This window comes from Coxiella endosymbiont of Ornithodoros maritimus, assembly GCF_907164965.1.
Classification (GTDB): domain Bacteria; phylum Pseudomonadota; class Gammaproteobacteria; order Coxiellales; family Coxiellaceae; genus Coxiella.
Genome location: NZ_CAJRAM010000020.1, coordinates 1 through 8,082 on the forward strand (window position 1 = coordinate 1; position 8,082 = coordinate 8,082).

The following is an 8,082-nucleotide window of genomic DNA, read 5'->3' on the forward strand; positions in this document are numbered from 1 at the left end:
AGCTTTTCTCACTATTTCATCAACTGAACTGCTTTCGTCATGTATAGAGGAAAAAATTTCTTTCCACAGTGCGTCTAGGTTACGCCTGTGCGTGGATGATCTGTAAGGATTAATTTTTTAGAAAATTACCCTCTTTAATAATAAAAATCGTCGTGTGCGAAATAGAAAGTCAATCCTCCCCGATGACGGGAGCTCGACAATCACTTAACATAGGCTAGTCTAACCAACCATAAGGAAAATTGCAATGAAGCATTCTCCTAAATTAATTATTTTGGTAATTGCCGTTATCGTAATTAAGCACCTGTCACTGGGAAACGTTAAAAGATAGCGGCAAAGTTCTTAAGCAAACGAGGCAGGCTCCCGAATTTGGGTATATTAAAGCGCACGGGACGTGAAGTTATTTGTCACAACGGGGAAACCTCAGCAAGTCGCCGTTAGAACGGATGATAATTTACAATCTTATATTGTCACGACGGTTAAAGGCGATTCGTTAGAAATTTCGACGAAAGGCGCACGCCGCTTGCTTCCGGGTATTCCAATTGTTATCGAAGTCAGCGATGAAGAGCTTGAAAGTCTGGCTACCGCCGGTTCAATCCAAACAGAGGTGAAAGGAATTGAGGACGATAGTTTTGATGTTCGAGCGAGTGGTAATAGTCAATTGGTTTTGGAGGGAAGGGCCGATAAAGCTTCGATTAATATCGAGGGGAACGGCTAGATAGATGCGCGCCAACTAATTACTAAAGAAATGAGTTTATCGGTCAGCGGTATCATACGCGCTATCGTTCATGCTGAATGAAGATTAGATGTAAAGGTCGCTGGCGATGGTGAAGTCATCTATTTCGGTAACCCACCGTTTCTCAACCAATCTATCTTTGGTAAAGGCGAAGTTGAAAAGGGAAGCGCGCAGTTAAGAAAGGGGTTAGTTAATTAAGTTTAATGCAATTTCTTGTTCCTGGTTTGTGGGAGAGGGTTTAAAGGGTATATTTTCACGAATGACACTGACGGTTGCATTTCTTTGAGAAATCCTTTATCAAAGGCGGATAATGACAGACTATAAAGACACATTGAACCTCCCTCAAACCGATTTTCCGATGCGGGCGAACTTACCTGAGCGAGAACCGCAGACGCTGGCTCGTTGGCAAACACTCGATCTTTATCAAAAAATTCGCAAAGATAGAGAAGGGCAGCTCAAGTTTATTTTACATGACGGCCCTCCTTATGCTAATGGTCGCGCTCATTTGGGCACCGCCTTTAATAAAACGCTCAAAGATATCGTTGTTAAGTCTAAAACCTTAAGTGGCTTTGATGCTCCTTTCGTTCCGGGCTGGGATTGTCATGGCTTGCCTATCGAGCTTAATGTAGAGAAGAAATTAGGTAAGGACAAATTATCAGCTAATGCTTTTCGTCAAGCTTGCCGGGATTATGCTTTTTCTCAAATTGAGCTCCAGCGGGATGACTTCCAACGATTAGGTGTGTTGGGTGATTGGCAATATCCTTACCTTACCATGGACTTTGGTTACGAAGCGGATACAGTACGAGCGTTAGCCAAAATCGTGGTTAATGGTCATTTGCTGCGTGGGCAAAAACCGGTACATTGGTGCGCGGCGTGCGGCTCCGCGTTAGCAGAGGCGGAAGTCGAATATCGCGATAAAGCATCGCCTGCTGTTGACGTGGGATTTGAAGCGGTCGACGCTGAGGCAGTGCGGCAACGTTTTGGCGTGAAAAATTCAACGACTCGAGTATCAGTTCCCATTTGGACCACGACGCCGTGGACTTTACCGGCCAATGAAGCGGTCAGCGTTCATCCTGAATTGGATTACGCGCTTGTAAAAAGCGAATTACAAAATCAACCCATTTATTTAATATTAGCAAAGGACTTAGTAGACAGTGCCATGCAACGTTACGGTGTCGGTGACTACGAAGTGCATGGCAATTTAAAAGGCGACGCTTTAGAGGGAATGCAATTACAACATCCTTTTCTGGACCGAATTGTTCCCATTATTTTAGGTGAACACGTGACGACAGAAGCCGGAACAGGCAATGTGCACACGGCGCCAGCGCACGGTTTGGAAGATTATTTCATTGCTGAAAAATATAATTTACCTATTAATAGCCCCGTCGATCCGAGAGGTCGTTTTATCGCTGACACGTTTTTGGTGGGAGGTCAGCCGGTTTTTAAAGCGAATGAACGGATTATCGTGTTGTTAGCGGATAGCGGACATTTATTGCATTCGGAAACCATTCAACACAGTTATCCTCACTGCTGGCGGCACAAAACACCATTGATTTTTCGGGCAACGCCGCAATGGTTTATTGGCATGAATAAAAATGGATTGCGCGAGCGGATATTAACGGAAATTGAAAAAGTAACCTGGCTTCCTGCGTGGGGAGAGGCGCGGATCGGAAAGATGGTAGCTGATCGTCCAGATTGGTGTATTTCGCGACAGCGCTTATGGGGAATTCCCATTCCTTTATTTATCCATAAAAAGTCGGGCGAATTGCATCCTAAGACGCCAGCTTTGATGGAAAAAGTAGCGCAATTAATCGAAAAAAAAAGTGTGGATGCCTGGTTTGATTTAGATCCGAAATTTTTATTGGACGACGACGCTGATCATTATGAAAAAGTAACGGATGTTTTGGACGTATGGTTTGATTCGGGAGTGACGCATTTTTGTGTGTTGAAAAAACGTCCGGAATTGAAGGTACCGGCAGATATTTATTTAGAAGGTTCCGACCAACATCGTGGTTGGTTTCAATCGTCTTTATTTACGTCGTTGGCTATTCGCGATAAAGCGCCTTATAAATCGGTATTGACTTATGGTTTTGTGGTCGACAGCCAAGGTCGAAAAATGTCGAAATCGCTGGGTAACATCATTCTACCCGCCGATGTGGTGAAGAATCTCGGCGCTGATGTGCTGCGCTTATGGGCAGCTTCGATGGATTGCACTGTAGAAGTGAATGTATCGGATGAAATTTTGAAGCGCACTTCAGATGCCTATCGGCGAATTCGTAACACGGCACGATTTTTATTATCGAATTTATATGATTTTGACCCTAAAAAAGATAAGGTGGCGGTAAATCAATTAGTCGCGTTAGATCGATGGGCTATTTTCACCACACAAAAATTGCAGGAAAAAATTATTAACGCATACGACCGCTATCGTTTTCCCACTGTTTACCAGGCAATTCATAATTTTTGCACAGTAGAAATGGGCAGCTTTTATTTGGATATTATTAAGGATCGGTTGTACACCAGCAAACAAGCGGGTTTACCCAGGCGTTCAGCGCAAACCGCATTGTATTATATTGCAGAGGCATTTGTGCGGTGGATAGCTCCTATTATCAGCTTCACGGCCGATGAAATTTGGCAATTTATGCCGAGTGATCGTGAACCTTCTGTTTTTTTAACACACTGGTTTTCGGATTTTCCCAATGCGGCATTAAGCGAGGAAGAAGAGCAGCGATGGCAGTTGTTGTTGCAAATTCGTGATGAGGTGAATAGAGCGTTAGAAACGTATCGTAATGAAGGTAAAATTGGTTCGGCATTAGCCGCTGAAGTTGTGTTGTATGCGGATGAAAGATTGGATGCCGCTATAGCAACACTTGGTGAAGAACTGCGTTTTGTATTAATTACTTCAGAAGCAAGTGTGTCACCGTTTAATGAAAAAGGTAAGGCAGCTTTTGATACCGCTCTGCCTGGTTTGGCGTTAGAAATTAACGTGTCTGAATTTGAAAAGTGCGCGCGCTGCTGGCAGCGTCGCTCCAGTGTGGGGCAGATTAAAGAACATGCCAATTTGTGCGATCGCTGTGTGAGCAATGCATTTGAAAACGGCGAAATACGACAATTTGCGTAGGAATAGACAAAATGGTAAAGAAAAAATCAAAAAAAGCCTGCTCGTGGCTGTGGTTGAGCGTGTTGGTGATCCTTCTTGATCAATCGAGTAAGTGCTTGGCAAATCATTTTTTAGCCTTTGGACATCCTGTTAAAATATTGCCATTTTTAAATTTCACATTAAGTTACAATACCGGCGCTGCATTTAGCTTTTTAGGAACGGAAAACGGTTGGCAAATTATTTTATTTGCCGCTATTTCTTTCGTTGTTTCCGTCTTTCTAATTTTGTGGTTAAACAGAACCCCCCGTTCGGAGATTATGATGTCGCTGGGATTATCGTTAATTATTGGGGGAGCACTCGGCAATTTTATCGATCGTCTTCATTGGAAGTATGTGACTGATTTTATTGATTTTCATATTAAAGATTGGCACTTCGCCACTTTTAATGTGGCTGATAGTGCTATTTGTGTAGGTGTTTTTTTATTGATCGTGCATATGTTATTAACACCCCGCGCTAAGCCTTGATTCCAATACTTGCTTCGGTTTGCCTTTTGGTGACCTGATTGATCGATTGATAATATTCCACAGTGATCCGCAGCTTGTTTTGCCTGAAGAATTGCTTTAATGAGATAGCTTTCCATCGTTAGTTGACTAAGTTGAAAAAGATAATCCCGAGATTCGCTTTCTATTTTCAAATGAGTTAATGTCGCGCCCTGGTAAATCTCATTAAGACTATGAAATTCTTCTAAACGGCTTGAGATTCTTAGCAATCCAACCTCTGCTGAACGACGATTGGCTGCCACACAAGATTGTAATGGTAAGCCGGATAAGCAACCACGGTCAAAATTGACGCCATAGCCATCGCTATGAGAAGCTCCAACAAGCTAAGCCCCGATAGATTCACTTTCATGACGCTATTTTGGATGAATTTCACTTCCCCGATATCGTACTAATCCACTCCCAACCCTTGTCATTTTGCTAGAAATCGTTATCATTGCTGGTCTTAGGTGTTTTTGGGCAATAAGAATCGCCCCAAGGCCACACAACAAGCGGGGGTCGTTAGCTCAGCTGGTAGAGCAGCGGACTTTTAATCCGTTGGTCATAGGTTCAAATCCTATACGACCCACCATTAAATAGATTGTATCTGTTGGGTTTCGCAGCCCAACCCACGCGCTAATATCCGGCTCTTTCCTATTTCTACAGGCAATGTGTCCAAAAAATTAAGCACTTTGAAAAAAGTGGTCAAAATTCATTCGGTGATTTTAATATAATGAGTTTAACGTGAAAAAATTATTTCTAATCTTACTCTTTTCAGTAACCCCGTTTTGTGCTTTCGCTCTTGACATATTGGAATATGGAGATGAGTTTCGTTAATAAAACAATGCAAAACCTGGAAGTTAAAAACATAAGCGCCGGCTCAGGAGAGATTCACGACCCAGCGGGGGAAAATAGGCCGTTTTCAATAGATGCTGGCGACACTATCTCTGGTGTTTTCTTGACTCACCATCATTCACATGGTTAAGCATCTTTTGATATCGATTGGGATAGAAAGGTTTGTAAGGTGGACGTACTATTCCCAATCCCAATCGTATTATAATGTCGTTAAAAGCGATGATAAATCGAATTGTTTCTTTCCCTGAAATACCGGTAAACACTTCGACCTTTCGGCATCAAACCCTTGTAATTAAAAATTAAAACTAAATTATATATTGAGCCTTAAAAACATCTTCTTGATTATTGAAACGCGCGAGCACACCAAAGGTAATTTCAGCGAAAAAAGTGGGTAGCTCAAAAGACAGAGAAATTATTAAAATTCATAAGTTGGTTTTCCCGATGGGAATATACCTTTCTCAAGTCGCGTGTGATCTGGTACTCGACCATACGTGCCTCAAGCGACCCTACTGTTTCTCTATTCTTACCATACTATAGTAAAAATCTATAGTTAGTATAAATATAATCGATCTTATCTATTAATTAATATTCACTTGTTTTAATGGCGCTATAAACAACAAGCACAAACTAATGAGGAGAAATGTCATGGCAATTAAAATTAATATACAGGCTTTTGATTTTGATGGCTGTCTTTTTAACGAAAAATATATAGAAGCATTTAAGGAAAATAAAAATAAATCAAAAGATTGTCTAATTGAGGCTAATCAAAAGCTTATAGCTCATATTATGGAGGAGCTAAAAAGCGAATTTTGTAATGAAGTTATATTTACGGTAGGTTCAAATAGACAATCGTTTGAATTAGATTCTTATAATGCATACAGCACCCTTATTGAGCCAGAGACACATTCTTGCTTTTTATTATTACAATGGCTTACTGTGGAATGAAATGGAGAAAGTCACGGATGTGGGTGAAGCATTTGATGTTTATAGTAAATACGAAGAGGAATCTCTTAAAAGTCAACATTTTATTTCAGATAGCACAAAGTTAAATTTAACTTATGCTCAAACTCACAAATTTGCGTCTCTATATCCAGAATGCAATAATTACCTATGATTTTTATGACGATAGAGAGGATATTCTTAACGGGTTAGAAATCTTTTTTAAACACAATCCCGATTTCCTTCCTAAAAATCTTATCTTGCGTCTGCATCATTATGCTGGAGTAGGCATTAATACCGTTTCAGAAGTATAAGGAAAAGGAGAAATCGATCATCATTATGAGTCAAGCATAAAAGCCATGCCGTCAACCGAGCTCCGTGGTAACGCTTTATTACGTCCTGCTGAAGTTCGGTTAGCCCAAATTCTTAATAGTGATAAGCTTTTGCAGTTTAAATCAAACAGAGATGAACGTTTAATGCTTGCTCAGTTTAGAGAGCAGCATTCTCAAAGGTTGAGAAGCGTTATTCATTGATATTTTAGCTTTTTTAGAAATTCAAGGTTAGATTATTTAAAATCGAATCTAAAAATAGACGAAATCTTAAAACATGCCCTCTATGAAAACGGGGGTCGAACAAAAGATATTATCAGCCAACTGGGTTGGATAGATGAAAAAGTCAGAGTGAATTCAAACTATTCCCAGGTTTTGCTAGACGCAATGAAGAGAGTTCAGGAATTATTTGGAAAAAATTAAAGAATTAAACGCTCAATTTATATGACATCGTTTCCCGGTCGATAAACTCGAAAGTGGCAATAACGGCCAGACCTTTATTATCAGATTTGATAAAAAAATCTGATAATAAAAATCCAGATCTTAATTTCTGTTTTTTAATAAACGTTTGTTTGTAATAATTAAAACTATCTAAGGAGTTGTTGGTGATGGCTTGGCGGACAATGATAGTCTGCATTTTTGTATAAGGGCGTTTTAATTCTTCAAAGACAGCCGTCTCGTCCTAACCCCCCCTGGGGGCGGTGATATCGTAACGGGTTGAAGAAAAAACTAAATAATGTATACTCGCCCAATAAATAGTGGCCATGCGCATTGGGCTGGTTCTGCACTCCTATAAATAACGCAGTGTGAGGATTCAATGGCTTGAGATAATTTGGAATCTTCTTTACGCATGTGGCCTAAATCGGTGACATTCAGCTCGCGAGCAGCCTTTCGGATGACCGATATTTCAGCATTGGCGGTTGGATCATGTTGATATCTACTGAGTGATTGTGATCAACCCAATACCGGATGACTCGCGCCCTGATTTATCATTAATTTTGGCAATCAGCGCACTGAAGGGGGGTTGCCGAGCTTGGCGGATTAAGCGCCTCCTCGTTCGTTAGTTTCGTCCATTTGTTGCCAGAAACTTCGATGTCTCCATAGAGGTTCGTCGGTTTCAGATTATGGGTTTGACATGGTGATTTTTGGCATTGAGCCTTATTTTCTAAGACGCATGGAGGGCAATACCCGTCCCCGGATCGAAAGGTATTCGCCGTACCCTTTTCTAAGGAGGGAAATTGATATTTTTCTGCGGTGGGCTGAGGGTCGGCGAAGCTGGGCAAAGAGAAAAGACAGAATATTAAAGCGAATCATAGATAAAATAAGACCTTGACGCTGCATAGAAAACCCCTCGTTAGAAATAGTACGATTGTGAATGTAGGGAGCATAAAATGCAATAGAATAGAAAGGCGTCCATGATGTCGTATCCATTCTCCCCTAGCACAACCATTTCAATTTTAGCCTTCGTCATTCTCGCTCAGGCGGGATCCAGGCACGCTGCGCAACGTGTGCACTGGATTCCCGCCTGCAGAATGCCTAGGCGTCAACTTAAGCATAAACCCCTAATGGCTGTAAAGTTGATGCTTCTCT

Annotated in this window: 2 protein-coding genes, 1 tRNA gene and 4 pseudogenes; 5 read left to right on the plus strand and 2 right to left on the minus strand. The window is 41.2% G+C overall.

Annotated elements, in window-relative coordinates:
* Positions 1-244: 244 nt before the first annotated feature.
* The 3 genes and pseudogenes from OWO34_RS01840 (at position 245) to lspA (ending at position 4,357) form a co-directional block, all read left to right on the plus strand.
* Positions 245-931: pseudogene (locus OWO34_RS01840) on the plus strand (head GIN domain-containing protein).
* Positions 932-1,043: 112 nt separating this feature from the next.
* Positions 1,044-3,854 (plus strand): isoleucine--tRNA ligase, encoded by a 2,811-nt coding sequence (gene ileS / locus OWO34_RS01845; protein WP_267256362.1) that lies wholly within the window; start codon positions 1,044-1,046, stop codon positions 3,852-3,854.
* A gap of 11 nt (positions 3,855-3,865) precedes the next feature.
* Positions 3,866-4,357, plus strand: a complete 492-nt coding sequence (gene lspA / locus OWO34_RS01850; protein WP_267256363.1) for a signal peptidase II — start codon at positions 3,866-3,868, stop codon at positions 4,355-4,357.
* On the opposite strand, the pseudogene OWO34_RS01855 reads toward lspA, so the two are convergent.
* Positions 4,357-4,766, minus strand: a pseudogene (locus OWO34_RS01855) (type IV pilin protein); the annotation flags it as partial. The gene lspA and the pseudogene OWO34_RS01855 overlap by 1 nt on opposite strands.
* Positions 4,767-4,885: 119 nt before the next feature.
* On the opposite strand from OWO34_RS01855, the gene OWO34_RS01860 reads away from it, so the two are divergent.
* Positions 4,886-4,961: transfer RNA gene (locus tag OWO34_RS01860), tRNA-Lys, on the plus strand.
* Positions 4,962-5,854: 893 nt separating this feature from the next.
* A pseudogene (locus tag OWO34_RS01865) lies at positions 5,855-6,874 on the plus strand (Dot/Icm T4SS effector CoxH1).
* 171 nt (positions 6,875-7,045) lie between these two features.
* Here the strand turns inward: OWO34_RS01865 and OWO34_RS01870 are convergent.
* A pseudogene (locus tag OWO34_RS01870) lies at positions 7,046-7,586 on the minus strand (nucleoside deaminase); the annotation flags it as partial.
* Positions 7,587-8,082: the final 496 nt, after the last annotated feature.